The sequence below is a fragment of the Polaromonas sp. P4_F9 genome (assembly GCF_056401235.1).
Genome location: NZ_JBFUJT010000028.1, coordinates 22,885 through 47,699 on the forward strand (window position 1 = coordinate 22,885; position 24,815 = coordinate 47,699).

The 24,815-nt window shown below is 62.8% G+C and carries 22 protein-coding genes and 1 tRNA gene; 7 read left to right on the plus strand and 16 right to left on the minus strand.

The window, feature by feature from the left end; genetic code table 11:
* Positions 1 to 39: 39 nt before the first annotated feature.
* The 4 genes from AC1DUB_RS21210 (at position 40) to AC1DUB_RS21225 (ending at position 6,020) form a co-directional block, all read left to right on the plus strand.
* A complete protein-coding gene (locus tag AC1DUB_RS21210) occupies positions 40 to 1,326 on the plus strand; it encodes a citrate synthase (protein WP_477731161.1) in 1,287 nt (428 codons plus the stop codon).
* A gap of 210 nt (positions 1,327 to 1,536) precedes the next feature.
* A complete protein-coding gene (locus AC1DUB_RS21215; protein ID WP_477731162.1) occupies positions 1,537 to 2,514 on the plus strand; it encodes a Bug family tripartite tricarboxylate transporter substrate binding protein in 978 nt (325 codons plus the stop codon).
* Between the two features lie 44 nt (positions 2,515 to 2,558).
* Positions 2,559 to 4,364 (plus strand): thiamine pyrophosphate-binding protein, encoded by a 1,806-nt coding sequence (locus tag AC1DUB_RS21220; protein ID WP_477731163.1) that lies wholly within the window; start codon positions 2,559 to 2,561, stop codon positions 4,362 to 4,364.
* A gap of 183 nt (positions 4,365 to 4,547) precedes the next feature.
* Entirely contained in the window at positions 4,548 to 6,020 is a 1,473-nt protein-coding gene (locus AC1DUB_RS21225; RefSeq protein ID WP_477731164.1) for an aldehyde dehydrogenase family protein, read from the plus strand.
* Between the two features lie 46 nt (positions 6,021 to 6,066).
* On the opposite strand, the gene AC1DUB_RS21230 is transcribed toward AC1DUB_RS21225, so the two are convergent.
* The 4 genes from AC1DUB_RS21230 to AC1DUB_RS21245 form a co-directional block, all read right to left on the minus strand.
* A complete protein-coding gene (locus AC1DUB_RS21230; protein ID WP_477731165.1) occupies positions 6,067 to 6,702 on the minus strand; it encodes a class I SAM-dependent methyltransferase in 636 nt (211 codons plus the stop codon).
* A gap of 150 nt (positions 6,703 to 6,852) precedes the next feature.
* Positions 6,853 to 6,926, minus strand: a tRNA-Gly gene (locus AC1DUB_RS21235).
* Between the two features lie 11 nt (positions 6,927 to 6,937).
* The gene (locus AC1DUB_RS21240; protein WP_477731166.1) at positions 6,938 to 8,470 is read right to left on the minus strand and encodes a CYTH and CHAD domain-containing protein; all 1,533 of its coding nucleotides are present in this window, start codon (positions 8,468 to 8,470) and stop codon (positions 6,938 to 6,940) included.
* Between the two features lie 82 nt (positions 8,471 to 8,552).
* The gene (locus AC1DUB_RS21245) at positions 8,553 to 8,993 is read right to left on the minus strand and encodes a DsrE family protein (protein ID WP_477731167.1); all 441 of its coding nucleotides are present in this window, start codon (positions 8,991 to 8,993) and stop codon (positions 8,553 to 8,555) included.
* Positions 8,994 to 9,093: 100 nt separating this feature from the next.
* Here AC1DUB_RS21245 and AC1DUB_RS21250 point away from each other — a divergent pair, with 100 nt between their 5' ends.
* Complete coding sequence (locus AC1DUB_RS21250; RefSeq protein ID WP_477731208.1) at positions 9,094 to 9,405, plus strand: integrase core domain-containing protein; 312 nt, start codon at positions 9,094 to 9,096, stop codon at positions 9,403 to 9,405.
* Here the strand turns inward: AC1DUB_RS21250 and AC1DUB_RS21255 are convergent.
* From AC1DUB_RS21255 to AC1DUB_RS21275, 5 genes are all read right to left on the minus strand, one after another.
* Positions 9,338 to 10,894 carry a tripartite tricarboxylate transporter permease gene (locus tag AC1DUB_RS21255; protein WP_477731168.1) on the minus strand — a complete coding sequence of 519 codons (1,557 nt, stop codon included), beginning with the start codon at positions 10,892 to 10,894 and terminating at the stop codon, positions 9,338 to 9,340. The two genes, AC1DUB_RS21250 and AC1DUB_RS21255, sit on opposite strands and share 68 nt — an antisense overlap.
* 1 nt (position 10,895) lies before the next feature.
* The gene (locus AC1DUB_RS21260) at positions 10,896 to 11,324 is read right to left on the minus strand and encodes a tripartite tricarboxylate transporter TctB family protein (protein WP_477731169.1); all 429 of its coding nucleotides are present in this window, start codon (positions 11,322 to 11,324) and stop codon (positions 10,896 to 10,898) included.
* Between the two features lie 346 nt (positions 11,325 to 11,670).
* Complete coding sequence (locus tag AC1DUB_RS21265; RefSeq protein ID WP_477731170.1) at positions 11,671 to 13,278, minus strand: sensor histidine kinase; 1,608 nt, start codon at positions 13,276 to 13,278, stop codon at positions 11,671 to 11,673.
* The gene (locus tag AC1DUB_RS21270) at positions 13,259 to 13,945 is read right to left on the minus strand and encodes a response regulator (protein ID WP_477731171.1); all 687 of its coding nucleotides are present in this window, start codon (positions 13,943 to 13,945) and stop codon (positions 13,259 to 13,261) included. Before AC1DUB_RS21270 ends, AC1DUB_RS21265 begins: the two co-directional genes overlap by 20 nt.
* Positions 13,946 to 13,969: 24 nt before the next feature.
* Positions 13,970 to 15,448: an NAD-dependent succinate-semialdehyde dehydrogenase gene (locus AC1DUB_RS21275; protein WP_477731172.1), complete on the minus strand. Its 1,479-nt coding sequence runs from the start codon at positions 15,446 to 15,448 to the stop codon at positions 13,970 to 13,972.
* Here AC1DUB_RS21275 and AC1DUB_RS21280 point away from each other — a divergent pair.
* The gene (locus tag AC1DUB_RS21280) at positions 15,441 to 15,725 is read left to right on the plus strand and encodes a hypothetical protein (RefSeq protein WP_477731173.1); all 285 of its coding nucleotides are present in this window, start codon (positions 15,441 to 15,443) and stop codon (positions 15,723 to 15,725) included. The two genes, AC1DUB_RS21275 and AC1DUB_RS21280, sit on opposite strands and share 8 nt — an antisense overlap.
* A gap of 9 nt (positions 15,726 to 15,734) precedes the next feature.
* Here AC1DUB_RS21280 and AC1DUB_RS21285 read toward each other — a convergent pair whose 3' ends face one another.
* The 5 genes from AC1DUB_RS21285 to gabT form a co-directional block, all read right to left on the minus strand.
* Positions 15,735 to 16,559, minus strand: coding sequence for an ABC transporter permease (locus AC1DUB_RS21285; protein WP_477731174.1), 825 nt, complete (start codon positions 16,557 to 16,559; stop codon positions 15,735 to 15,737).
* 26 nt (positions 16,560 to 16,585) lie between these two features.
* Complete coding sequence (locus AC1DUB_RS21290) at positions 16,586 to 17,836, minus strand: ABC transporter permease (protein ID WP_477731175.1); 1,251 nt, start codon at positions 17,834 to 17,836, stop codon at positions 16,586 to 16,588.
* A gap of 19 nt (positions 17,837 to 17,855) precedes the next feature.
* The gene (locus AC1DUB_RS21295; protein WP_477731176.1) at positions 17,856 to 18,884 is read right to left on the minus strand and encodes an ABC transporter substrate-binding protein; all 1,029 of its coding nucleotides are present in this window, start codon (positions 18,882 to 18,884) and stop codon (positions 17,856 to 17,858) included.
* Between the two features lie 93 nt (positions 18,885 to 18,977).
* Positions 18,978 to 20,087 carry an ABC transporter ATP-binding protein gene (locus tag AC1DUB_RS21300; protein ID WP_477731177.1) on the minus strand — a complete coding sequence of 370 codons (1,110 nt, stop codon included), beginning with the start codon at positions 20,085 to 20,087 and terminating at the stop codon, positions 18,978 to 18,980.
* Positions 20,088 to 20,126: 39 nt separating this feature from the next.
* On the minus strand, positions 20,127 to 21,419 hold the full coding sequence (gene gabT, locus AC1DUB_RS21305) for a 4-aminobutyrate--2-oxoglutarate transaminase (RefSeq protein WP_477731178.1): 1,293 nt from the start codon (positions 21,417 to 21,419) through the stop codon (positions 20,127 to 20,129).
* Positions 21,420 to 21,602: 183 nt separating this feature from the next.
* On the opposite strand from gabT, the gene AC1DUB_RS21310 reads away from it, so the two are divergent.
* Positions 21,603 to 23,018, plus strand: coding sequence for an aminotransferase-like domain-containing protein (locus tag AC1DUB_RS21310; RefSeq protein WP_477731179.1), 1,416 nt, complete (start codon positions 21,603 to 21,605; stop codon positions 23,016 to 23,018).
* A 110-nt stretch (positions 23,019 to 23,128) separates the two neighbouring features.
* On the opposite strand, the gene AC1DUB_RS21315 is transcribed toward AC1DUB_RS21310, so the two are convergent.
* Together AC1DUB_RS21315 and AC1DUB_RS21320 are read right to left on the minus strand one after the other, a co-directional pair.
* On the minus strand, positions 23,129 to 23,785 hold the full coding sequence (locus tag AC1DUB_RS21315) for a GntR family transcriptional regulator (protein WP_477717173.1): 657 nt from the start codon (positions 23,783 to 23,785) through the stop codon (positions 23,129 to 23,131).
* Positions 23,778 to 24,815 (minus strand): branched-chain amino acid ABC transporter permease, encoded by a 1,038-nt coding sequence (locus AC1DUB_RS21320; protein WP_477731180.1) that lies wholly within the window; start codon positions 24,813 to 24,815, stop codon positions 23,778 to 23,780. The genes AC1DUB_RS21315 and AC1DUB_RS21320 overlap by 8 nt, the downstream gene beginning before the upstream one ends.

Below are 24,815 nucleotides of genomic sequence, written 5' to 3' on the forward strand. Positions count from 1 at the left end.
AGCTGTCATCATTTCGCCAGGAGACCTTAAGGCACACCCATGGACCACCCGGACAAAGCGCTGCGCCGCGATTACGCCTCGGCGGCCGAGGCCATGAAAATCCTCAACGTCAGGCAGCAGACGCTGTACGCCTATGTGAGCCGGGGCTGGATACGCAGCGTGGCCCAGCAGGGCCAGAAAGACAAGCTCTACCTGCGTGACGACATCACACGCGTGGGCATGCGCTCGCTGGCGCGCTCCGGCCATGGCGCGGTGGCGGCCTCGGCCATGAACTGGGGCGAGCCGATATTCCCGACCTCCATCACCGAGATCACTGAGCAGGGGCCGCGCTACCGCGGCCACCTGGCCGCTGACCTGGTCCGTTCGGGCGCTTCCTTCGAAGCGGTCGCCGAGCTGCTCTGGACCGGCGAGCTCGACACCCAAGCACAGGCGCAGGCGCCGGCCTGGCCGGTGTGCAGGCCGTCCGCCGAACTCGTCAAGCTGACGCAGACGCTGACCTCGCTGCAGGCGCAGGGCAACGTGCTGGAGTCCTTCGCGCTGGTGATCCTGCTGCTGGGCATGCGGCGCGGCCCGGTGGCCGAGCGACTGTCGCAGGGCAAAACCCTGCCGGCCGCGCGCGAGATCATGCAGACCGTGGTGGCTTGCTGCGGCTTTGTCGGTGCGGCGCAAAGGTACCGCCCCATGCAAAGAGGCGAATCCGTGGTCACGGGCCTGCTCCATGCGCTGGCCATGCCGCCCACCGCCGAGAACAGCGAAGCCCTGCGCGCCATGCTGATCCTGATGGCCGACCACGAACTGCCACCCGGCACGCTGAGCGCCCGCGTGGTGGCCTCCGCCGGCGGCACACTGCACAGCTGCCTGGCGTCGGCGCTGTGCGCCACCTCCGGCGTGGACGTGGGCCGCATGTACGAACGGGTGGAAGACTTCCTGGGCCAGGCCCAGACCAAGGCGGCGCTCGTCAAGCGCGCCCACAAGCTGCACGCGCAGGGCCAGAGCGTTCCCGGCTTTAACCACCCGCTCTACCCCAAGGGCGACCCGCGCGCCGCGCAGCTGCTCGAGATGGTGTTCGCCCGCCGGAACCCCAGCCGCGAACTGCGCGCGATATCGCGTTTCATCGACGAGATGCGCAGCAGCGCGGGCCTGCTGCCCCGGCAGGAACTGGCCCTGGTCGTGATGGCCCGCGCCATGGGCCTGCCGCGTCAGGCGACGGCTGCGCTGTTTGTGCTGGGCCGGATTGCAGGCTGGGTCGCTCACGTTCAAGAGCAGCGCGCCAGCGGCACGTTGCTGCGGCCCCGGGCGAAGTTTGTGGCCCCTACGGCCGCCTGATCGATCCGGTCTTCACCAGCAGGGGCCGCGGGACTGGCTTTGCCACACCGCAGGCGCAGCGGCCCCCTCGGGGGGCAGGGAGCTACACGCAGTGAGCGACCGTGGGGGCCTTGTTCACATTGATTCAAAGTTCAAGATTGAATCATTGTTGAGTCTTTACTAGGATGACTGGCGCATGCAAATTCGCGCCATAAATACTGGAGACACGACATGAGATTCAACCGCCGCACAGGGATGTTTGCCCTCTGCCTTTCCACCGTCCTGGCAAGCCCGCTGGGCTGGGCCCAGGACTACCCGACCAGGCCCATCCACATCGTCGTGCCGCTGCCGCCCGGCGGTTCCAACGACGTGCTGGCCCGCATCCTGGGGCAGAAGATGTCCGAGTCCTTCGGCCAGCCCGTCATCGTCGACAACAAGCCCGGCGCGGCCGGCAACATCGCCACCGACTTCATGGCCAAGGTGGAGGCCGACGGCTACAACATCGCGGTCGCGCCCAACCAGACCGTGGCGGTCAACCCGGTGCTGTATCCCAAGCTGCCCTTCGACGTGAATCGCGACCTGACCGGCATCACCATGATGGGCCGCGTGCCCATGGTGCTGGTGGTCTCGCCCGCCAGAGTGCAGGCCACCACGGTGGCTGAACTCGTCGCGCTGGCCAAGGCCAATCCTGAAAAGCTCTCTTACGCCTCCGCTGGCTCAGGCAGTCCGCAGCACATGGCGGCCGAAGTCTTCAAGTACATGACGGGCACCCGCATCACGCAGATTCCGTACAAGGGCTCGGCGCCGGCGCTGGTCGACGTGCTGGGCGGAATCGTGGACGTGATGTTCTGCCCCATGAATTCGGCGCTGCCGCATATCCGCAGCGGCAAGCTGCGCGCGCTGGGCACCACCGGCACCAGGCGCGTCGAGCTGCTGCCCAATGTGCCGACCATCGCCGAGACCATTCCCAATTATGAAAGCGACATCTGGATCGGCATGGTGGCCCCGGCCAAAACACCGCGGGCCATCATCAATAGGCTCAATGCTGAGTTGCGCCGCTCGCTGGCGCTGCCCGACGTGCAAAGCAAGCTGGCCGAGCAGGGCATTTACGCCGAGACCAGCACGCCCGCCGAGTTCACCCGGCTCATTGTCAGTGACCAGAAACGCTGGGCGGAAGTGATCAAGGCCGCCAACATCAAGCCCGAGTAAGTCAAACCCGAACAAGCCCCGCCTTTTTTTTATCAGGAGATTTCATGACTGTTCCTTCCGGCTCCGCCGTGCGCCGCGACATTCCCCAGCCTTCCGAACCGGAAGAGACCGTTTGGGCCAGCGATGCCATCGCTGACATGCTGCGCGCGATGGATATTCCTTATGTGCTGCTCAACCCGGGCGCGAGCTTTCGCGGCCTGCACGACAGCATCGTCAACCACCTGGGCAATGAAAAGCCGCAGATGATGGTGGTGCTGCATGAAGAGCATGCAGTGGCCATCGCCCACGGTTACACCAAGGTCACCGGCAAGCCGCTGATCGCCATCCTGCACAGCAACGTCGGCCTGATGCACGGCTCCATGGCGATTTTCGACGCCTGGGTGGATCGCGTGCCGGTCATCGTGCTGGGCGCCACCGGCCCGGTGGATGCCAACAAGCGCCGCCCCTGGATCGACTGGATACACACCGCGCAGGACCAGGCCGCACTGGTGCGTCATTTCATCAAGTGGGACTGCCAGCCGGCGTCGATTCCCTCGGCGCAAGAGGCCCTGCTGCGCGCGCGGCAGATCGCCACCACCGCGCCCCAGGGCCCGGTCTACGTCTGCTTTGATGCGGCCCTGCAGGAGTCCAAGCTCAGCGAGCGGCCGGCGATTCCCAACCCGGCGCGCTACCTTGCACCGCCGCAGGCCCGGCCTTCGGATGACATCGTCGCGCAGGCGGCCGCGCTGCTGTCCAAAGCCAGTCGGCCGGTGATTTTGATGGGCCGCGTCACCCGCAGCGAAGCCGCGTGGGCAGAGCGTATCCAGCTGGCTGAAACCCTGAATGCCGAAGTGCTGACCGACCTGCGCGTGGGCGCGGCCTTCCCGACCGCCCACCCGCTGCATGCGGCCCCTAGCGGCGCCTTCCTCACGCCCAACGCGCAGCAGGTTTTACGCGAAGCCGACGTGGTGCTGAGCCTGGACTGGCTGGACCTCTCGGGCACGCTCAAGCAGGCCTGGGGCGACAAACCCGTGGGCAGCCAGATCATCCAGGTCTCGGTGGACCACTACAGCCACAACGGCTGGAGCATGGACCACCAGGGCCTGCCGCCGGTTGACGTCTTCATGCTCTGCGAGCCCGAGCCGGCCGTGACCCTGCTGAACCAGCACGTCAAGGCGCGCAAGACGCCTGCGCCGCCCAAGCGGCCGCTGCCCGTGTTCGCGCCGGTGCAGCCCGTGCCGGGCGCTTCAGGCGCCAGCAACATGATGGTGTCCACGCTCGCGGCCACCCTGAAGCGCGCGGTCGGCGACCAGAAGGTCTGCCTGATGCGCCTGCCGCTGAGCTGGAGCGGCGAGATGTGGGACTTCAAACACCCGCTGGATTTCCTCGGTTACGACGGCGGCGGCGGCATAGGGTCCGGCCCCGGCATGTCGATTGGCTCCGCACTGGGCCTCAAGGGCAGCGACCGCCTGCCTGTCGCGGTGATCGGCGACGGCGACTACATGATGGGCGTCAACGCGCTCTGGACGGCGGCCAACGCCCGCATCCCCATGCTGGTGGTGGTGTGCAACAACCGCTCCTTCTTTAATGACGAAGTCCACCAGGAGCGCGTGGCGCGCCAGCGCAAGCGGCCGATCGAGAACCGCTGGATAGGCCAGCGCATCAGCGACCCGTCGCCCGACCTCGCCATGATGGCGCGCGGCCAGGGCCTGACCGGCATAGGGCCGGTGGAGGACGCCTGTGAACTGGAGAAGATCCTGGTCGACGCGATCGCCGCCGTGAAACGGGGCGAAACCGTGGTGGTCGATGTAGTGGTGCAGACCGGTTACAGCGCGGCCATGACGGCGGGCTTGATGCGCTCGAAAGACTGAGCGCGTCCCCGCTTCTTTCCCTCTTCCTCTGGGAGAGGGTCGGGCGAGGGCCGTGCGGCTTTCAAGTCGTCACGGCGCACCCAATGCGGGGAGCCCTCACCCCCGCCCTCTCCCAGGGGGAGAGGGAGTAAGCCCAGTCGCAAACCAAAGAATTGAACAACCAAGCATCAAAGGACCTACAACATGCGCGCACACGAAATCCCCGCCGGCATTTTGCCAACCCAACGCGGCCTCTACTACGGCGGCGCCTGGCATGCACCCAAGGCAGGCGGCTATGCCGAAACCATCAATCCGGCCTACAACGAGGTCATCACGACAGCCCCTGTCGCCGATGCGGCCGATGTGGATGCCGCGGTTCAGGCGGCCCACGCCGCTTTTCCGGCCTGGGCCGCCACGCCACCCGTGGAACGGGGGCGCTACCTGCGCAAGGCTGCCGCCGTGTTGCGCGAGCATGCCATGCCGCTGGCCCAGCTCGATGCACTCAACAACGGCAACCCGGTATCTGCCCTGGCCATGGATGCAGGTTTTGCTGCCGACTGCCTTGACTATTTCGCGGGCCTGGCCACCGAAGTCAAGGGCGAGACCATCCCCATGGGCGACGGCAACCTGAACTACACCGTACAGGAGCCGCTGGGCGTGATTGCCCGCATCGTGGCCTATAACCACCCCTTCATGTTTGCCGCAGCCCGGCTTGCCGCGCCCTTGGCGGCCGGCAACACGGTGGTGGTGAAATCCCCTGACCAGGCGCCGCTGTCCATCCTGCGGCTCGCCGAGCTGGTCGGCCATATCTTTCCACCCGGTGTGGCCAATTTCCTCTGCGGTGGTCGTGAATGCGGCGACGCCATGGGCAAGCATCCGCTGGTGCGCAAGATCACGCTGATAGGCGGCGTGCCCACCGGCAAGGCCGTCATGAAGACGGCGTCTGACAACCTCAAGCCCGTGCTGCTGGAACTCGGCGGCAAGAACGCGCTCATCGCCTACCCCGACGCCGACCTCGACAAACTCGTCAACGGCATCATCGCCGGGATGAACTTCACCTGGTCGGGTCAGAGCTGCGGCTCCACCAGCCGTGTCTTCCTGCACGAATCCATTCACGACCAGGTGCTTGAGAAGGTGGTGAAATTGCTGCCGGAGCGCCACAAGCCCGGCATCCCCACGGACCCGAAAACGACCATGGGCTCACTCGTCAGCCGTGCGCAGCTGGAGAAGGTCAAGGGCTATGTCGCTGCCGGCCTGGAGGACGGCGGCCGCCTGGTGTGCGGCGGCAGGCAGCCGGACAACCCGGCGCTGAAGGACGGCTTCTTTTACGAGGCAACCGTGTTTGCAGACATGCAGCCGCACATGCGCCTGGCGCGTGAAGAAGTGTTCGGCCCCATCGTGTCTGTTTTCAAATGGAGTGACGAAGACACGCTGTGGGAGCAGGTCAATGGTGTGGATTTTGGCCTGACGGGTTCCATATGGACGCAGAATCTGAATACCGCACACCGCGCGGCCAGGCGGATTCACACGGGCTATGTGTGGATCAACAACGCCAGCCAGCATTTCATGGGTGCGCCGTTTGGCGGTGTGAAGCAGTCCGGAATTGGCCGCGAGGAGTGCTTTGCCGAGTTGCTGGAGTTCACGTATACGAAGAATGTGAATTTGAAGCTGAATTGAAGTGCTTGGTGCCCGTGCCGTCAGGCACTCGAAAGCGACCCGCTGATCAGGATGCCGGCTTGCGCCACACGCTGGCCAGCCAGGGCTGCTGTTCCAGCGGCAGGCCGGCAGGACGGTAGTAGTGGGTCAGCTCGATAAATCCTGCTGCCGACATGTAGTTCTGCCAGGCCTGCAGATCATGAAAGGCGCCGTAACGGTCGCCGCTCCAGCCCTCCCGCCCGTCGCCGCGCGGGTTCGAACTGAAGAGTACGCCGCCAGGTTTCAGCGTGGCATGCAGTTCCCGCAGCACGCGCGGCAAGGCCCGGCCGGGAACGTGGAACAGTACCGCATTGGCGAACACGCCGTCGAAATGCCCATCCGGCAGGTTCAGCTCGAGAAAATTCTGCTGCAGCACTTCGCACCCGCTATAGGCGCGCGCCATCTCGGCGAGCTGCGCCGCGCCCTCCAGGCCGGTGGGGTGATGCCCGAGTGCCTTGAAGGTCTTGAGATCACGTCCTGGCCCGCAGCCGAAGTCGAGCAGCTCAAAGGGCGGTGACGCCTCAATGTATTGCAGCAGGGCGGCAATGTTCTGGTTGACGTCATGGTCGCGCGTGCCCTCCCAGAAGGCTTGCGCGTGATCTTCATAGTGCGCCAGCGTCAGTGCGGCGATGCGCTTGAGATCGTCATCAGGGGTGGTATTCATGCCAGGCCGCGTCAGTGCTCACCCATAGCTCACCCATGACTCATCATGTCGCTGTATGTGCGGGTTTTGGCCGATTGGGCGGATTTGGTAGAGGATAAAGAATGCCGATTTCCCGGGGGAATCGCGCACTTGCAGAAACTTGCAGAAATATGGAGCGGGTGAAGGGAATCGAACCCTCGTATGAAGCTTGGGAAGCTGCCGTTCTGCCATTGAACTACACCCGCTTGAAGAAGCATTATAGGGAGCCCGCTTTCTGGCGCCAATAAGCGTCGGGAAGTGACGGCAGGCGGAGGTGGGGAAGAGGCTGCTCGCGCAGCGCCGCCAGGAGCGTGTGATGGACCTTGCCGGATTTGAGTTCCACACTGGCACACAGGGCCTCGATCTGTGTTTTTGCCGCCACCCGGTCATTGCGCCCACCAAAGATGGTCTGCGCATTTTTCAGCCATTCCAGCCAGTCGTCGACGGCCTGGGGGTCATGGCGGCTGCCGATGAACTCGGTCAGATAGCGCAGCTTCTTGGCCACGATGCGCAAGCGGTGCAGGCGCGCCGGGCTCAGGCGTGCAAGCCCGGGCAACGCCCGCCGCAGCGTGTGGTCGAGCTGGTCCAGCCGGGCCGTGAGGTCGTTCGGTGAATGGGTGGCAGCATCGTCCGGTTGTGCCAGGCATCGGCCCAGTTGCAGCAGCAGGCGTTGGCTCTCGCGCCCCTGCAGTGCGGCCCGTGCCTGAAGGCGTGCGGTGTCACGCAGCAGTCCTGCGGCTTCCTGTAGTGTCTGGCGCAGCTCGGCATCGTGCAGGTGGCTGGCCAGCGGCGGCCAGATCTCCTCAATGAATACATCCCAGTCACGCGCCGCACCCAGCCGCTGGCCCAGCGCGCGCAGGCTGCTTCTTAAAGGGGTCAACGCTTCATTGCGCCAGTGGGCCGCACGGGCCAGCGGACCGCAGGCCACACGCAGCCGCCGCACCGCGACGCGCACCTGGTGCAGGTATTCGCTGTTGTCGGACTCGCCCAGAAAGCCTGCCTCGTTGGCCTGCCAGTGGGCGAGGCATTCTTCGATGGCCAGGCGCGCTACGGCCCGCGCATCGGCATCGGGGGGCAACCGCGGCATGTTTGCCTTGACGGGCGGTGCCAGCGGCGTGCCTTGGGCCAGCCGGCTGCCGCGCTCGGCCTTGCTGCGGTTATCCAGCACCAGCGGGTGGCGCCCGGCCAGCTGCAGGGCCAGTGCGAACAGGTCGTCCACTGGGCCGTCGAGCAGTTCCAGCTCCACTTCGCACAGGGGCTCACGGTGGTCACCGGCAAGAATTTCACCGTGGTCGATGGCCAGCTCGATTTCCGCGCCCATGGCCCCGCGCAGCCGCCGGATTTCGCGCTTGAAGCGGGTTCGAAATTGCGGACCCAGTTCATTTTTGAGCGGTTTGAGTACGCGCTCAAAAGCCGTGCCTGCCAGCGGTGGCCATTCCAGGGCCGGGCCAGTCACTGCAAATTCGATTTCTTCGCGCTGGTGCAAGCCGGCCTGGCTCTTGTTGCCCCCCTTGACGGTCTGCAGCCAGCGCCTGCCGTCGCGGCGCAGGCGCAGGGCGATACCGGCGCGCGCCAGGGTGCGCTGCGGCGTGTCGAAGTAGATGTTGTCGAGCTGCTTGCGGGTTGCGCGGACGGTCGCCAATAGCGGGTCGGCGCGCAGCGCGTCGAGCGCAGACGGGGGCAGGCGAAGCTTGAGTTCGATTTCCATGGCGATTTCCGTGGCGTCAGGCGGGGCGACGGATGAATCCATGGTACTGCGCTATCTTGAGGATGACGAGGCCTCAAAGAAAAAGGCCCTTGCAAGGGCCTTGGCTGGAGGCGTAATCCGGGGATCAAGGCCGCAGGTAGGCCCAGCCTTCGCTTTGCTTTTTCATGATCTCGGTCACGCCGGCAGGCACGTAGCTGATGCCGCCCAGCATGTCGTCTTTCGTAAGCTTCTGGCCGCGCATGGTGTTTTCGCAGGCCAGCACTTTGACATTGCCTTTCATCGCTTCGGTAATGCGTGCGCCTGTGGGAGATTCGAGCTTGAGCATGCCAATGCCGGGGCCGTAGGCAACGATTTCGATGTCGACATTGGCTGCGCCCACGTCGTCCTGCAGGTTTTTGGCGTTGTTGAGCGCCAGGTTCCATTTGGCCGGGTCGTTGTCGCTGACCTGGATCACGATTTTGTGGTGTTTTGTGCCTGCAGGCCCCGCAGTTTGTGCGTGAGAAGCTATTAAGGACGGAGCAAAAGCTACCGTGGCGCCAGCTTGTACGAAGAGTCTGCGGTTCATTTTTGAATGTCTCCTGAAGGAAGACTTATTTCAACACAATTACCGTCTTTGTAGCTGCCGGCGCGCATCGCCCTTGCCTGCGCGCATCAAACAACCCAAGGTGGCCGCTGATCAGCCCGATCAGGGCTGGAGCGATTCAAACGAGTTATCCGACTTGCCACGCGTTAGGGGGCGGCAGAAGATCAGGGATACGACGCAGGACTGGCTGCAACGCTACAACGACCACCGGCCCCATGAATCATGGGGCCGAATGCTGCCGGTTGAGTGCCGCGTGAAGCAATTCCCTGAACTGAACTCAGCTGATGAGTGGTTCAGGAAATTGGGGTGGCCTCACCAAAGTGGGATTATTCAATTTGAACCACAGCTGCGGCTGTGGCTGCGGCCGCAGGTGTATGTGTACGTCCATGAATAATATGATCAGGTGACTTTATCAACTTCCGGGCAAATGCCACCACCTGCCACACGACCAGGGCTCCGATCACGGTGAGCAAGGTGCCGCTGATGGGGCGGTTGACGAATACGTTGAAGCTACCCCGGCTCAGAAGCATGGCGCGGCGGAAATTTTCCTCCAGCATGGGGCCCAAAATGAAGCCCAGCAGGAGTGGCGCGGCCTCCATATCCAGGCGCAAAAACAGGTAGCCAACCAGACCAAAAACGGCTGTGATGAAGATGTCATCCAGGCTGTTGTTGATGCTGTAAGTACCGATGCAGCAGAAAAAGAGAATCGCCGGAAACAGTACGGTGTAGGGAATCTTGAATATCGAAAGCCAGTAGCGCACCAGGGGCACGTTGAGAACGACCAGGAAGCAATTGCCCACCCACATACTGGCCACCAGACCCCAGAACAAATCGGGGTGGCTGGCGATCATGTTGGGGCCGGGCTGGATGCCCTTGACAACGAAGGCGGCCATCATCAGGGCCATGACTGCGTTTTCGGGAATGCCAATGGCCATGAGCGGGATGAAGCTGGTACGTGCCGCCGCCTCGTCGGCAGCCGCTTGTCCGGCCACGCCCTCGATGCATCCGGTGCCGATCTCGTGCTTATATTTGCTGAATTTTTTGTCAGCTGCATAAGCTGCGAACTGGGCGATCGTGGGGCCGCCGCCGGGCAGGATGCCGAGGATCGAGCCAATCACACTGCCGCGCAAGGCACTGGGAATGATGCGCTTGAACTCGGGCCAGGTCGGCATGAGCTTGATCTTGCCGTTGAACGGCGTGAGCACGTTTTTGTTGTCGAGATTTTTTACGACCTCGGCAATGCCGAAGCACCCCAAGGCGATACTGATCAGGCCAATCCCGTCCATCAGAAACGGCAGGTTCATCGTATAGCGTGCCACGCCGCTGTTCACGTCGGTACCGACCATCCCAAGCAGGACGCCAATCATGGCCATGGCCAGGCCATTGAGCAAGCTGCCACTGCTGACAAAGCTCACGCAGAAAAAACCCAGCAGCATGAGGGCACAGTAGTCGGCCGGTCCAAACAGGAAGCCCACCTCCCCCAGTGCCGGCGCCATCGTCGACAGGACCACAATCGCGACGGTGCCACCGATGAAGCTGGAAATGCCCGCGGTAAAGAGAGCCAGGCCTGTTTTACCCTTGAGGGTCATCTGATAGCCATCGATGCAGGCGACGATGCTGCTCGCGTGCGGAATCTTCATGGTGATGGCGCTCACGCTATCGCCGTATTGCGCCCCGTAGTAAATCCCGGCCAGCATGATGAGCGCGCCACCGGTGGGAATGGAATAGGTCAAGGGCAGCAACAAGCTGATGGTGGACAAAGGGCCCAGTCCAGGCAGCAGTCCGATGAGCGTGCCCACCGTGCAGCCAAGAGCGCAATAAAGGAGGTTCTGCAGCGTCAGTGCCTGATCGAAACCAAGCGATAGGTTGTGAAGGAGTTCCATATCAGTAAAGTGGCAGGCTAAGGCCGAGCAGGTATTTAAAGGCGAAGGCCACGGCGATCAGGCCAGCGGAGATCTTGATGTTGCGGACCACGGAATACGAGGTACCGGCCAACGTGGAGCAAAACACCAAAAATACGATTGCCAGGATCATGTTGATGTGCAGGGAGATCACCGCAAACCCGACAAGGCTCAGCAGAATGAGGGCGATGTTTTTGACGCTGTAGTCCAGGGGGACGGGATCGACGAAGTGCGAACGCACCACCGAGAGCAGGCCGATCACAAAAAGACAGGAGCTCACCATCAGGGGAAACAGCCCGGGCCCGGACCTGCTTAATTCACCTATCGTGTAATTCAGCGATACCAGGCCAAAGAGCAGGGCAATCGCCATGAGGCACAGGCCCCTGACGAAATTTCGGTTATTGATGTTCATGTGAAGTGACTCCGGGGCTGCGCCGGTGGGGCGTTGTCATTAACTGGGGATGGGTCATCCAGGTCTCCTTGTGGTTTGTCCCGTCCCTTCCGGTCATGCAACTACGCAGCCGGCGAGGCGTTCGGGTTGGAGGGGGATGTTAGGGATCGAGGCTTCCAATCGGCTTTCGTTTTGCGCGCTTAGCCTCAAAATACGTGTTATCACTAACGGGACGCGACGGTGCTGCAAGCCGCCATCCTGCAGCCCGCCATGGCTTTGCGGGCAGGTTTGCGGTTGCTGCGTGCAGGTGCTGTGTGGTACCGGGCGGCACCCGTGAGGCGGGCCTCAGTGGTCCAGCCGCGTGCGCTCAGCTCTGGCGGTTGGATGCCAGCGGCAGGCGCAGAATGGCACGCAAGCCGGTGGTGCTTGAGGCTGTGCCCGCGCCATTGCTATCAACAGGGAGGGCAGGGACGGCAGGGAGGTCTGCAAGCTCGATATCGCCGCCGTTACGCTTGGCGTAAGCGCGTGCGATGGCCAGGCCCAGGCCGGCCCCGCGCGGGCCTTTGTCAGGGCCCGGGCTGGCCTGGTGGAAGCGTTCGAAGACCTCTACCCGTCGCGTCCTGGCAATGCCAGGGCCGTCGTCGCGAACTTCGGCCAGAGCCATGTCATCCTGGGTGCTCACCATCACGGTGATGTGTCCGCCTGGTGGCGTGTACACAATGGCGTTGTGCACCAGGTTGGCAAGCGCCTCGTGCAACTCGGGGCTCCTGGCCAGCACCGGAACCACGGGCGCCGCCGCAGGCAGCCCGGCTGGAGAAAATGCATCATCCAGGACGTCCTCGGCCGGTATTGGCGTGGCCGGCAGTTCTTCCCGGGCGTCCACCCAGCCCAGATCCTGATTTTTCTCGTGGGCCAGTGTCAGGTACTGCAGCACGACGTCTCTTGCAATGGTGTTGAGGTCCACGATACCCGGCGCGTCGGTGGGCGGTGTGTAGTCACTCGCGTGGGCCAGCGACAGCAGCTGCTCACACAGGCGCCTGCTGCGCGAGATTTGGGAGACGATGGCTCGCAAGGTCTCGTGAAGCTGTGCGGGATCTTTTTCGCGCAGCGCGACGCCTGCCTGGGTCAGCATGATGGCCAGCGGCGTGCGTAACTGGTGCGATGCATCGGCCAGAAACTGCGACTGCTGGTCCAGCAAGTCCCGATAGCTGGCAATGTGCTGGTTGACGGCATCGACCAGCGGCGCCACTTCGTGCGGAACACTGCTGGTGTCCAGCGGCTTGAGATCATTGCCCTTGCTCTGCAGCACAGACTTGCGGAGCCGCTCCAGTGGCTGCAGAGACCAGGTCACTCCCAGCCAGACCAGCAGAACCACCACCAGCACCATTCGCGCATCGCGTATCAGCTCCTGCCGCAGAGAGGCCGCTTGCGCCTGATCCCGCGGCCCGGTGCTTTCCGCCGCCTGAATCAGCAGGTCAAAGGGGTGGCCACGACCGTCAACGACCTGGCTTTGGAGCGCCACCACGCGGACCGGGTAGTCACGGTAGTAACTGTCGTACCAGACTGTGGATGAGGACCCGGCAGGGGAGGCCGAGTCAGGCGGTGCAGGCAGGTCTGCTTCGCCCAGCAAGGTCAGTTTGCGCAGGGGCGCTGCCGTGTCGACCTGTGCAGTCCCGCGGGGTGTCAGGCCGACATGCAGGTGCTTGTGCAGTGGACTGGTGGCGTCGAACATCGTTTGCACCACAGACGGTGCATTCAACCGGAGCGAGCCGTCCTGCGCAAGTGACAGGCTGCTTCGCAAGGCGGTCACTGCCTCGAACATGGGCTGGTCGTAGGCGTCCTGCACCAGGTTTCTCAATGCCCGGTAGTCGTTCCAGCTGTCAAGGGCCAGCAGGCCCAGAATTCCCGGGAGCAGCAGCGTCAGCAGGCGCGCGCGAATACCGAATCGGTCGGGATCAGTCCGCAGCGTCTTCATGCACGGTGCTTTCCAGCATATAGCCGAGGCCGCGCACGGTGACAATGCGCACGTCGCCACCGGCCAGCTTGCGGCGCAGCCGGTGAAGTACCAGTTCGATGGCATCCGGACCGGCGTTGCTGTCGGCCGGAAAGACCTTGCCGGAAAGCTGCGACTTTTCCACCGGCGTGCCGCTGCGCGCCAGCAGGACAGCCAGGGCCGCGCTTTCGCGCGGCGTGAGCTGCAGCAGCGAGCCGGCCAGCGTGAAGGCGCGGCTGTCATGGGGGCATGACAGGGAGCCGCACTGCAGCGGCGCGTGGGAGCGCCCCCGGCTGCGCCGAACCAGCGCAGCGAGGCGGGCTTCCAGTTCTTCGATCGCGAAGGGCTTGGTCAGAAAGTCGTCTGCCCCGACGTTCAGGCCTTTCACCCGGTCTTGCAGCGAGCCCTGTGCGGTCAGCACGAGTACGGGTGTGCGATTGCCGGCTTTGCGCATGTCTGACAGCAGGGCCAGCCCGTGTTTGTCGGGCAGTCGCAGGTCGAGCACCACAGCGTCATAGTCGTTACCGGCCAACAGCGATTCGGCTGTGGCGGCATCCGGCGCATGATCCGGCACGAAGCCGGTCTGCTTGAATGCACGCACCAGCCAGGACGCCATCTCGGCTTCGTCTTCAACAAGCAGCAGACGCATGTCAGTGCAGGTTTGCGGGGTAACTCAGCGCAGAATATCCCCAAGGCACAGATACTTCATCTCCACATACTCTTCCATGCCGTGGCTGGAGCCCTCGCGGCCCAGACCCGACTGCTTCACGCCGCCGAACGGCACATGTTCGCTGGCAATCACGCCCACGTTGATGCCGACCATGCCGTACTCCAGCGCTTCGGCCACACGGTAGATGCGGCCGATGTCGCGGCTGTAGAAATAGCTGGCCAGGCCAAATTCGGTGTTGTTGGCCGCGTCAATGGCTTCCTGTTCGGCCTTGAAGCGGAACACCGGCGCAAACGGGCCGAAGGTTTCTTCCCGGGCACACAGCATGTCGGCGGTGGCTTCCGAAATCACCGTCGGTTCGAAAAACTGGCCTTCCAGCTTGTGGCCGCCCACCTGCAGCTTGCCGCCCTTGGCTATTGCGTCGGCCACATGGCGTTGCACCTTGTCTACGGCAGAGTTCTCAATCAGCGGGCCTTGTGCCACACCGTCTTCAAAGCCGTTGCCGACTTTGAGGGTTCTGACCTTGGCGGAGAATTTTTCAACGAACTGGTCATACACGCCATCCTGCACGTAGATGCGGTTGGCGCAGACGCAGGTCTGGCCGGCGTTGCGGTACTTGCTGGCAATGGCGCCTTCCACGGCAGACTCCACGTCGGCATCGTCAAACACGATGAAGGGCGCGTTGCCGCCCAGTTCCAGGGAGAGCTTTTTGACGGACGGTGCACTCTGGGCCATCAGGATGCGGCCGACTTCGGTGGAGCCAGTGAAGCTGATGTGACGCACCACGTCGATGGCGCAGAACACCTTGCCAACGGCAATCGAATTGGCGCTGTCGGCAGTGAGCACGCTGAGCACGCCGGCCGGGATGCCGGCGCGCACGGCCAGCTCGGCAGCCGCCAGCGCGGTCAGCGGCGTGAGCTCTGCGGGCTTGATGACCACCGGGCAGCCTGCGGCCAGGGCCGGGGCGACTTTGCGGGTGATCATGGCCAGCGGGAAGTTCCAGGGTGTGATGGCGGCGCACACACCGATGGGCTGCTTGATGACCATCAGGCGGCGGTTGTTGTCAAACTGGGGCAGGGTTTCGCCGTTGACGCGCTTGGCTTCCTCGGCAAACCACTCGACAAAGCTCGCGCCATAAGCCACTTCGCCCTTGGCCTCGGCAAAAGGCTTGCCCTGCTCGGCCGTCATGATGCGGCCCAGGTCTTCCTGGTTGGCCATCAGCAGCTGGTACCACTTCAGCAAAATGGCGTGGCGCTCCTTGCCGGTTTTGCTGCGCCAGGCGGGCCAGGCCGCATTGGCTGCGGCAATCGCGGCCTCGGCGTCTTTCGGCCCCAGGTTTGCCACGTCGGCGAGTTTTCGTCCGTTGGACGGGTCGTTGACGTCAAAACGCGAGGTGCCTGCCACCCATTGACCGTTGATCAGTGCGTCGGTCTTGAAGAGGCTCGGGTCTTTGAGAAGGGAGATGGGAGAGGTTTTCATGTCCATGGGTAAATTCCTGCAAAAAGGGGCGGGTGATGGGACGATTTTGACTGTTTTCAGGTCGGGTTGTTTTCAGGGTCTTTTCGACGGCCCAGGGAGGGTGTTTCCATTTCACAATCCGGGCGACCTTGCGATCGAGCGCCATGTTGCGCACCAGTGCCAGATCACCGGGGTACTCTACGCCACAGACCTGCGTTCGCTGTTGGCGGGGGAATGGTTTGAGACATGCCTCTTTCTGTGCCTTGCCATTTGCCCCGCCGCAGCGAGAAGCAAACCTGCATGAAGAGTCATCTCAGCTCCGGCGTCCGCGCAGCCATTCCAGCAGTACGAGCAAGGTGGTGGTGAACAAAATAAGCAGGGTGGCCACGGCTGCGATCGTGGGCGAGATGTTTTCCCGGATGCCGGTGAACATTTGCCTGGGCAGGGTTGCCTGTTCGGCGCCGGCCAGAAAAAGTGTGACGACCACTTCATCAAACGAAGTGGCAAACGCGAACAGCGCACCCGAGATGACACCGGGCGCAATGACCGGCAAGGTGATCCTGAAAAATGTATTGACCGGCGTCTCACCCAGGCTCAGTGAAGCGCGCACCAGGTTATGGTTGAAGCCCGACAGGGTCGCGAGTACCGTGGTCAAGACAAAAGGGGCTCCCAGCGCGGCGTGTACGGCGATCAGTCCGATGTAGCTGTCTGTGAGCCCGAGCGGTGCAAAGTACAGGTAGGTCGCGACGCCCACCACCACAATCGGAACCACCATGGGCGCGATGAGAATGGCCATGAGCAGGCTTTTAAAGCGAAAGTTGGTTCTGGACAGGCCCACAGCGGCCAGCGTGCCCAGCGCAGTGGCAATCACGGTTGCCGCGGGTGCCACGATGAAACTGTTTTTGGCGGCCCTTACCCACTCCGGTGACTCCAACAGGTTGCGATACCACTTCAATGACCAGCCCGGTATGGGGTAAGTCAAAAAAGAGCTGTCAGAAAATGACAGCGGCACCATGACCAGCACGGGTGCCAGCAGGAAGGCGAGTGTGGCAACGCAGGCGGCGCGCAGCAGCCACCAGCCGGCCTTGTCCGGCATGGTGGCGTAGCGCGGGAACACAGGCCCTTTGATTTTGAACATGATGTATTGACGCCTGTAAGAGGATATCAACCGAGGTTGAGTTCGGATTTGCCGATGCGCCGGTAAACGCCGTAAAGAATCATGGTGGCCGTCAACAGCAGCGCCCCCAGGGCGCAGGCCATGCCCCAGTTGACTTCCACGTTGGTGTAGCGGGCGATGTAGTAGCTCAGCATCTGGTCGTCGGCGCCGCCCAGCAGCGCGGGGGTGACGTAGTAGCCAATCGACAAGATGAAGACCAGCAAGGCCCCGGCGCTGATGCCGGGATAGGTTTGCGGCACATACACACGAAAGAACGCTGACAGGGGCGCGCTCCCCAATGAGACCGCCGCGCGAATGTAGGTCGCGGGCACGTTCTTCATCACGCTGTACAGCGGCAAAATCATGAAGGGGAGCAGGATGTGCACCATGGCAATCACCACGCCGGCGCGATTGAACAACAGGGGCAGCGGGCTGTCGATGAGGCCGATGCCCATCAGCCCGCGGTTCACCAGACCTTCGGATTGCAGCAGAACGATCCAGGCCGCGACACGAACCAGGATGGATGTCCAGAAGGGCACCAGCACCAGAATCATCAGAAGGTTCGCTTTGCGTGCCGGCAATGACGCCAGCCACCAGGCCAACGGGTAAGCCAGCACCAGGCAAAACAGCGTGACGACAAAGCTGATGTAAAAAGTGCGTAGCAAGATGGTGCCAAACGCGCGCTGGTCTTCGGGCATGCGTTCCACAGCACCCTGGCTGCCGCGTCGCAGGTCGACAGAAGCGAGCAAATAATCGGGCGTCCAACGCGAGCTGTTTTTGGCGATGGCCTGCCAGAAGGGTTGTTCTCCCCAGCGCTGATCGAGCTGGAGAAGCTTTGCCTGAATCTCTTCCGGAGAACCGGTGACGGGCAGCGCACGGTACGCCCCCATCACCAGGGAGCGCGCGCCCGCCACTTCGGAGTTGAGCCGCCGCGCCAGCGCACCGGCATCCGCGCTGTCTGAAAGGTGGCCCAGGTCTTCCACCAGCGCCGCGTAACTTGCGGGTGCCGGTGGAGTCTGAGGGTTCCAGCCCTTGAGGCTTTGCACCGTCCGCGGCAGTGCTGCCACGACCTCGGGGTTTTCAACGGCGCGCTGCAGCAGGGCTGCAATCGGAATCAGCAAGGTCAGCAGCAGAAACACCAGCAAAGGCATCGTAAGCGCAAAGGCGCGCCATTTCCGGCGGGCATCGGCGCGCGACAGTGCCCGGCGCAACGCCCAGGGGTCGCCAACCTGAAGGACGGTGCTGGTGATACTGCTCATGGGGTGTTGCTCCTGCGGCTTATTGAGTGGCCCAGGCGGCAAAGCGTTTTTCAAGCGCCTCACCCTGATCGGCCCAGAAGCCGACGTTCATCTGGATGGCCTCTTTCGCATTGGCCGGCGATGTTGGCAAGTCGTCCAGTACCTTTTTGTCGAGCTTGCTCAGGGCCTTGGTGTTGACCGGGCCATAGGCAATGTTCTGGGCATACACGGCCTGCGTGGCGGGCTGGCTGGCGAAGGCGATGAACTTCATCGACGCGTCCTTGTTGGGGGCGCCTTTGGGGATGACCCAGTAGTCCAGGTCGTAAATGCCGCCTGGCCAGTAGATTTTCAGGTTGCGGCCTTCCCGGTTGGCGGCGTCAATGCGGCCGTTGTACACGGTGCTGAGTGCCACGTCGCCAGCCACCAGAAACTGCGCGGGTTGGGCGCCGGCTTCCCACCACTGGATGTTGGGCTTGAGCTCGGTCAGCTTGCGAAATGCTCGGTCGGCGCCGTCCTTGGTAGCCAGGACCTTGTAGACGTCAGCGGGTTTGACGCCATCGGCCATCAGGGCGAACTCCAGGTTGTAGCGGGCTCCCTTGCGCATGCCGCGCTTGCCGGGAATCTTCTTGACATCCCAGAAATCAGCCCAGCTGGTGGGGGCGGTTTTGACTTTGTCGGCGTTCCAGGCCATCACGGTGGACCAGACAAAAACGCCCACACCGCAATCCGTCACGGCCGCTGGCAGAAAGTCCGATTTTGTGCCGATTTTGCTGAAGTCAATTTTTTCAAACAGTCCCTCGTCGCAACCGCGCTGGACATCGGGCGCTTCGACCTCGACAACGTCCCAGGTGACTTTCTTTGTCTCGACCATGGCCTTGATCTTGGCCTGCTCGCCGTTGTATTCGACAGCAACAACTTTGGTGCCCGCTTTTTCATAGGGCTCGTAGTAGGCTTTTTTCTGCGCATTGGCGTTGGCGCCGCCAAAGTTGACGACGGTAATTTGCTGCTGCGCCAATGCGGGCAGCGCCAGACACAAGGCCGCGCTGACGACAATGATGTGTTTCTTCATGGTGCTATTTCCTCGGTGGTTGATGAAAAGTGAAAGTGAAAGTGAAGGTGAACGAGAACGTGAACGTCGAAAACCAGTGAAGGGAGAAAGCGGTTACACCGCATAGATCCGCGTAAACGCAGCCGGAAATTCGAGATGAACGGCATCGCCGGGCTGCGGCGGCGCCAAGCCGTTCAGGAGAGTCAGGGGCAGCTTGACCGTGGCTTCTGCCTGGCCGGGGCCGACTTCGCACAGCAGGCGCAGGTGATCGCCAAAGTAAATCACGCGCGCCACGCGCGCAGGCAGCACATCCGCAGATGCGGCGGGCGTCTGGCGGTGCAGCACAATGCGCTCCGGCCGGATGTACGCTTCTACCTGCGCACCGGCGGTCGGGTGATTGACGTTGATGCCGTGGAGCACGCGGCCATCCGGCAATTCAATGCCGGCCCGGCTCTCGCGGCCGGGCTGCCCGCCAAAAAGTTTTCCTTTGAGCAGGGTGCTGTCGCCCACGAAACCGGCGACGAAACGGTTTGAGGGTGTTTCATACAGTTCTTCCACGGGGGCCAGTTGCTGGATCGCGCCGTCGTTGAAGACGGCCACCCGGTCGCTCATCGTCAGGGCCTCGCCCTGGTCGTGGGTGACATAGACAAAGGTCACGCCGAGCTGCCGGTGCAACTCTTTCAGCTCAATCTGCATGTGCTCGCGCAACTGCTTGTCAAGCGCGCCCAGCGGCTCATCCATCAGCACCAGCTGGGGTTCAAATACCAGTGCCCGTGCCAGGGCGACCCGCTGCTGCTGGCCGCCGGAAAGCTGTCCGGGCAGCCGCTCTGACATCCCGGCGAGGCGAACCATGTCCAGGGCGCGCAGCACACGACGATCCTGATCGGCCCGGGATACCTTGCGCACCGTGAGCGGATAGGCCACGTTCTGCCCCACCGTGAGATGCGGGAACAGCGCGTAGTTCTGGAACACCATGCCGAAATTGCGCTTGTGGGGTGGCGTGCCCGTGATCTGCGAGCCGTTCAGGAAAATCTCGCCCGCCGTCGGGGATTCAAAACCGGCCAGCATCATCAGCGTAGTGGTTTTTCCGGAGCCGGACGGCCCAAGCAGGCTCAGGAATTCCCCGCGATGAATGTCGAGGTCGAGCTGCTGCACAACAAGCTGCTCGCCGTCATAGGTTTTTTGCACGCTTGAAAAGCGTACAAGGAAATCGTTTTTAGTCATCGTCGTTCCCGGGCTGTTCATGCACGCTGGTCATGCGCATTAGCGCAATGCGGAAAAGCTGTCCGCCAGAATTTCCAGGCCTTCATCCAGCAAGGCGTCGGTTGCGGTGAGGGGAACCAGAATCCGGATCACATTGCCGTGTGTGCCGCACGACAGCAGGATCAGCCCGCGCCGCGCCGCCTCGGTCACCACGCGTTTGGTCAGTGCCGCGTCGGGACGGGTGGGGTCCCCGTTTTCGAAGAGCTCCATGGCCACCATGGCGCCCAGGCCGCGCACGTCGCCAATGGCCGCTTCTTTCTCCGCGATGGCGAGCAGGCCTCTGACCAGATGGGCACCAAGGGTCTTGCTGCGCTCCAGGAGTTTTTCATCCTTGAAAACCTTGAGCACGGCCAGGGCTGCCGCGCAGCCAATGGGGCTGCCTGCGTAGGTGCCGCCCAGGCCGCCGGGGCCGGGTGCATCCATGACTTCGGCGCGGCCGACCAGGCCCGAGATGGGAAAGCCACCCGCCATGGATTTGGCGATGGCAATCAGGTCGGGCGCCACGGGCCACTGTTCGCTGGCATACCAGGTGCCCGTGCGGCCTGCGCCGGTCTGGACCTCGTCGGCGATCAGCAGGATGCCGTGCCGGTCGGCCAGCGCCTTCAGGCGGCTGATGAACTCGGGCGGGGCGATGTAAAAGCCTCCTTCGCCCTGCACCGGTTCAATGATGAAGGCCGCCACGCGCTCGGGTTCGACGTCGTTTTTGAGGATTTGCTCGACCGAATGCAGCGCCTGGTCGATGCTCACGCCGTGCAGCGCGTTGGGATATTCCGCATGAAACACTTCGCCGGGGAAGGGACCGAACCCCAGCTTATAGGGCGCGACCTTGCCGGTCATGCCCAGCGTCATGTTGGTCCGGCCGTGGTAGCCACCCGTGAAGGCGATGATTCCGGGGCGCTTCGTGTAGGCCCGCGCCACCTTGACCGCGTTCTCGACCGCCTCGGCGCCGGTGGTCAGCAGCAGGGTCTTTTTGGCGAAATTTCCGGGTGCCAGGGCATTGAGCTTTTCCGCCAGTTCAACGTAGGGCTCATAGGCGACCACCTGAAAGCAGGTGTGCGTGTAGAGGTCGAGCTGGGCCTTGACCGCGGCAATGACTTCGGCATGCCGGTGGCCGGTGTTGAGTACGGCGATGCCGCCGGCGAAGTCGATGTAGCGGCGGCCTTCCACGTCCCACAGTTCGGCGTTCTGCGCCCGGCTGGCAAAAATTTCGTGTGCCTGACCCACGCCGCGTGTCACGGCTGCTTGGCGGCGCGCCATGAGGGCGGCGTTGCTGGTAGTTTGGTTTGACTGCATGGTGAAGGTGATTTCAGGTTTCTGGAGAGGAGATGGGCGAACTGTAGAAGTCCGCACCAAGCTCGTCCATGTACACCTTTGCGCTGTTTTCAACACACTGTGCGGGTCTAGAATGCTGTACATGGATTCCCCAACCCGGTGCATGGGGCACGCAATGCACAATTTGGCTTTTTTGGTTTTTTGATGCTCACACTTCGCCCGGAACTCCAGACTCCACTAGTGAGCCAGATCGTCGACGGTCTGCGTGGAATGATTGCCGGGCAAACCCTGAAACCGGGGGTCAAACTGCCGTCTATCCGCGGTTTCGCCGCCGCGCACGGGGTCAGTGTCTTCACGGTGGTGGAGGCCTACGACCGCCTCGTCGCCCAGGGCTGGCTCGTTTCACGTGCCAACGCCGGTTTTTTTGTCAAACGCAGGGGCGATGATGGTGCGTCGGGCGCGCCGTATGCACAGCCCGAACAGCCTAAATTTGATGCGCGCTGGTATCTCAAACAGATTTTCGAGAACCGCAACCTGCCCATGAAGCCTGGCTGCGGCTGGTTGCCGCACGATTTTCTGTTTGGCGATGCGCTTCGCCGCAGCATGCGGCACCTGTCGGCCGATGGGTCCTCGCTCGACGGTTACGGCCTGCCTTACGGGCACATGGCGTTGCGCATGATCATTGCCGAGGCCCTGGCTGAAAACCAGATCGCGGTAGAGGTGGACCAGGTGCTGCTGACGCAGGGGTCCAGCCAGGCGCTTGACCTGGTGGCTCGCCAACTGGTCAAGCCTGGCGATACGGTGCTGGTGGACAGCCCTGGGTACCCCAACCTGATGTTCATGCTGCGCTTTCTGGGCGCCAACCTGATAGGCGTGCCGCGCACCCCCACGGGTTATGACCTCGCCGCTCTTGAGTCCCTGCTGGCCACCCACAAGCCGAGGGCTTTCTTCACGCAACCCCGCCTGCAGAGCCCGACCTGCTCGATTGCGTCGGCGGCCCATCTGCACCGCCTGCTGCAACTGGCTGAAACCCACGGGTTCACTCTGGTGGAGAACGATATCTACGCCGATATGGACCCGATGCCCCGGTCCACGCTGGCGAGCCTGGACCAGTTGCAGCGCGTGGTGTATATCGGCAGCTATTCAAAAACAATTTCGCCCAACCTGCGCGTAGGCTACCTGCTGGCCGGGCGCGACCTGATTGAGGAGCTGGCCCAGCTCAAGATGATTTCGGGGCTCACATCTTCGGACATCGCCGAGCGGCTCACTTTTGGGGTGGTCACCGATGGCCGCTGGCGCAAGCACCTCAAGTCGCTTCGCGAGCGCCTGGCCCAGGCACACCGCAAGACAGAGAAAAGCCTGACCGGTCTTGGATTTGAGCTCTTTCATGAGCCGGGGGCCGGCATGTACCTGTGGGCCCGGCACCCTGATCTCCCCGATAGCGCCGTGCTTTCCCAGGAAGCGACGACCGAGGGCATCATGCTCGGGCCGGGGCAACTGTTTTTGCTTGAACCCCATCCCACGGGCTGGCTTCGCTTTAACGTGGCTTTCAGCGACGACGAGCGTTTATGGCGGTTTTTGTCCCGACGAATTGATCTGGGCCGGCAAGCTGCCCAGTAACTGCTGGGGCCGAGCCAAAGTGCGGCCAGCCAGATGGTCATCCACCATGCCAGTAGTTTCGCCGGTTTTCGAATAAGGCGTCACGGCGGGAACTGCCGCAACTGTGGTCTTCAGTTGTCAATCACGCGCCGGGCAAACCGTTCAAGGTAGTCCATCAGTTGGTCAGCGCCGCGCATGGCCGCTGTCTCGTCGCCCGTGGCGATACCTTGGGCCAGTTCCATGTGATAGCGGGCGCCTTCGGTAATTTCCCCTTCGTGCTGGTAGGCATACCAGAATCGCCGGCATTGCACGACCAGCGGCACCACGCATTTGACCGCCGAATGATTCTGGCTGGCATGGTGATTGACCTCGTCGAGTTCATGGTCGGCCCGCATGTAGTCTTCGAGGTGGCCGCGTGCCGCCGCCTTCACCATTTTTTCGGCGCAGCGCACGATGGCCAAGCGCTGCGGGGCCGTTGCGCGGCGCGCAGAACACGCGGCGATGAGGCGTTCGAGCGCGCGTCGCGTCTGGATCACATCCAGATGGTCCGCCAGATCGATGTGAGAGACCAGCAGTCCGCGTCGCGGCTGCTGGTCGATGAGTCCGATCGACACCATGCGCAGCAGCGCCTCGCGCACTGGCGTGCGGCCGAGTTGGGTCAGCTCTACCAGTTCCGCTTCGACCACCGGGCTGCCCGGCTCGAGCCGGAGCGTGGAGATCAGCGCCTCGATCGCATCGTAGGCGAGATCAGCGGCGCGACGCTTTGGCGGAGAAAGGAGTCTAGGCATCGAGGGCTATGACATGGTGGCGTTTGCGTTTGAATTGCCGGCGCTGCAGCAGAGCTTGCCACTCACCGACCAAGCCTCTTCGGAAGAACGAGACGCATACGATGAAGGTCAGGCCTATGATAATTGTAACGACACCACCGAGCTGGGCCAGGTGGTTTTGCAGGCTGACGACCAGCGTGGCGCCGACCACCGGCCCCCAGCCCGTGGCAAGGCCGCCGAGCAGCGTCATCAGCAGTACTTCGGTCGAGGTTGAGAGCATGACATCGTTGAGCGCCGAGAGCTGGAGTACCAGGGCCTTGAGCGAACCCGCCAGACCAGCGAGCGCGGCCGACAGCATGAAGGCGTAGAGCTTGCAGCGGTCGGTGTCGTAGCCTAGCGAGATGGCGCGCGGCGCGTTGTCGCGCAAGGCCTTCAGCACCTGGCCGAACGGGGAATGCACGATCCGGTGAATCAGCAGGAATGCCAGCACGAACACGCCGAGCGTGAAGTAGTACATGTGGTTGTCGGCTGACAGATCGACGAGCCCGAGCAGCTTGCCGCGCGGGATGCCCTGCATGCCGTCTTCGCCGCCGGTCCAGGGAATTTGCACGGCGAGAAAGTAGGCCACTTGCGAGAGCGCGAGCGTGATCATCGAGAAATAGATGCCGGTGCGCCGGATGGCCAGCTTGCCAATCACCCAGCCGATGCCGGTGGCGACCACCACCCCCGCAAGAATCGCGAGTTCGACCGGAAAGCCTTTATCCGCAAATCGGATCATGAGGATGCCGGTGGTGTAGCCCGCCCAGCCGAAAAAGGCGGCATGACCGAACGACACCAGGCCGGTGAAACCGATCAGCAGGTTGAAGGCCAGCGCGAACAGCGCATAGCACAGCACTTTCATGATGAAGACCGGGTAGGCGATCTCCGGGAAGGCCGGCACCAGCAAGGCCGGTACCAGCAGCACGAGCAGGAAGCGGATGGAGGTGGGAAACGTCCGGAGGCGGGCGGCGAAGAGTGTGGATGGGGTGGATGGGATGGATGGGGCGTTCAT